Annotated in this window: 2 protein-coding genes and 1 pseudogene; 2 read left to right on the top strand and 1 reads right to left on the bottom strand. The window is 29.0% G+C overall.

Translation table 11 applies throughout. The annotated features are described in order from the left end of the window. Positions 1-867 precede the first annotated feature (867 nt). Positions 868-969: pseudogene (locus CN514_RS26715) on the top strand (hypothetical protein); the annotation flags it as partial. A gap of 126 nt (positions 970-1,095) precedes the next feature. Here CN514_RS26715 and CN514_RS24805 read toward each other — a convergent pair. Then, positions 1,096-1,314 (bottom strand): hypothetical protein, encoded by a 219-nt coding sequence (locus CN514_RS24805; RefSeq protein WP_069031943.1) that lies wholly within the window; start codon positions 1,312-1,314, stop codon positions 1,096-1,098. A 170-nt stretch (positions 1,315-1,484) separates the two neighbouring features. Between CN514_RS24805 and CN514_RS24800 the strand changes: the two genes are divergently transcribed. Beyond that, the gene (locus CN514_RS24800; RefSeq protein WP_098234834.1) at positions 1,485-2,411 is read left to right on the top strand and encodes a Gfo/Idh/MocA family protein; all 927 of its coding nucleotides are present in this window, start codon (positions 1,485-1,487) and stop codon (positions 2,409-2,411) included. Positions 2,412-2,641: the final 230 nt, after the last annotated feature.

The raw sequence follows: 2,641 nt of genomic DNA, 5'->3' as shown, positions 1-2,641 counted from the left end.
GTCAACCTCTGAAATATTAAAGGTTAGAGCTCAAAAAGTTAGCTCTCCTTCCTATATAAAAACATGAACTCAACTAATTTTATCATATTAATTCAAATTAAAATAATATTTAGACGAATAAGGAATTCGATTGTATTTTTTTGTGAAAATTACTTAATTAACTAATAACTATTTCTTTTTTGCAAACTCTGAAATACTACCACTAATGATGGGATGGATGAGCTTGTTGAAAAGTCTCTGCTATCCTCATTACCAAATATCACAGTAAAAGAAGTAGAAGATCCACTAAATAAAATTAAACCTGTTGCGATGAAAAGCATGGACTATAAAAGCCATTATTTCAATTGGGGGAATGGGGCAAGGTAAAACTATTAAAGGATTTAAAATTATGTACTATTCAACTAAAAACTATTTAAAGGGAGAGATTCAAATGACAAAGGTTAATGTTGAAGCAAAATTAAGCGAATGAAAATTCTATGTAGGAACGGAATTTAAATGTGACATTTCATTTGAGGTTGTTTGTGATAATACAAAGAGTGAAATCGAAGTTGGTTTACAAAATTAGCACAATTAACAACAGCAATCCCTGAACTTACTTTTAATTTAGAAGACGGTACAGTAATAAAAGCAAAAATACATAATCCTAATGATTTTGAAGAAGTAACTGTTGAGGAAGAAGAATAAAAAATTGTAGAATAAATCAGTTTCTTCTATTATATGGGTAAATATGCTCTATTCCGATTTATTTAGTAAATACTTTAGTTTGTAATTTACTATTTACTATTATTACTAACTGAAGTATATCCATAACAATTTAAGAGCGAAAATGTAATCTAGTACAAATTAAATATCCTCAAACCTTTATTTTACGGTAAACCAGCAACAAAAAAACGTAAATTATTTAATGGTTTCATTAAAACTGATTATTATCAATACTTTGGAAAAAGACCTCCAAGAATCGAAGAGTAAAAAGTTAAAACGGTGTTCCCAATTGTCTATTCAGACGATTGGGGCACCTTTTTATTTATAATAACTTATTACATTAAAGTTTTTACGAACAAAACTTGAACAAAAATTGTATTCGTTTTGTTAGCATTATAAATTTATTGCAGGTACAATTCTAAATCCGTGATTTTTTTCAAGTAAATGTGCAACATGCCAATTCGTTTCTGCAGTACTTTTATATTGAGTGACTAGATCATGGAATTCATCATTAGAGAAACTCTTTTCATGCTGAAGTAAATAAAGGTCTCTTACAACACTTATATCATCATTTGTATCAAAATTAGTCTGAATTAAAGAATATAAATACAAATAAACACCTCCAAACTACCATTTTTATGATTATTTTATAGATTTCCCGATAATTCGAATGTTATTGCCGTTAGATAATTTTGAAATATAATCATTTTCTTTTAAATGAAGAAAGATAATTTGTTACAACAAATCTAGAAAAATAAGTCAATTTAAAGGACTGATCAAAAATGAAAAAACCACGTATTGGAATGGTAGGATTAGGTAATATTGCGCAAAAAGCATATCTACCAATTCTTACAAAAGAAGAAAACTGGGATTTTATCGGTGCATTTTCACCAAATAAAGAAAAACGTAAGAATATATGTTTACAATATCGAATTCAAGATTTTGAAAGTTTGGAATTACTGGCAGAACAAAGTGACGCAGTATTTGTACATAGTGCAACTAGTTCACATTTTGAAGTTGTATCGTATTTATTAAATAAAGGTAAAGATGTATATGTTGATAAACCACTAGCAGCTACATTGCCAGAGTCGGAAAAATTAACTGAATTAAGTATTAAACTAAATCGAAAACTTATGGTTGGATTCAACCGACGATTCTGTCCATTGTATGTGCAGGCAAAAGAACAGGCAAAGAATATAGCGGTAATCAGATTTGAAAAACATCGAGAGAATAAAATTGGGTCTAATTCATTCGAGTTTACGATGCTGGATGATTATTTACATTTAGTTGATACCATTAGATGGTTTGCAGATGGAGAAGTTAACTTGATTAATGGTAGAGTCAAACTTACTCAAACTAATCAATTAGAGTATGCTACTCACCAATATGAATCGTTAAAAGGAACTACTATAAATACAGTAATGCACCGAATGGCAGGAACAAATCTTGAGCGCTTAGAATTAATTACTGAAGGTTCGATTATAAGGGTAAAAAATATGAACAACTTCGAAGTAGAAAAAAATAACTCAATAAATAATTCGTTTTCATCATCATGGGACACTACATTAAAACAAAGAGGTTTTGAGGATTGCATCAACCATTTTATCAATTGCATATATTCTGATGAAAATCCATCAATCAATGGAGAGGAAGCATTAAAATCTCAAATGATTGTTGAAGAAATGATAAAGCAAGCAAAGGGCTGGTAAAGTTAACTAGAAGGAGATAAAGGAGCTATAAGAAAATAGAACTAATTTATTTCGTTTCTAATTCACATTTACCTTAGTCTTTAGATGTTCATGCCTTATTTCCCTTGCCTTTCCCTCACATTTTTTGTATGATAGCGGGTAGAGACAATTTTTAAATAATATAATGGATCGAATAAATTTGCAAAATTAAAGTTCTCAAAAGAGGACTTTTTCTTTTTAATTTACATTTT

Origin of the sequence: Bacillus sp. AFS001701 (assembly GCF_002559405.1) — a bacterium.
Classification (GTDB): Bacteria; Bacillota; Bacilli; order Bacillales; family Bacillaceae_G; genus Gottfriedia.
The sequence above is the reverse complement of the archived record's forward strand: the minus strand, read 5'-3'. Positions and strand labels throughout refer to the sequence as shown.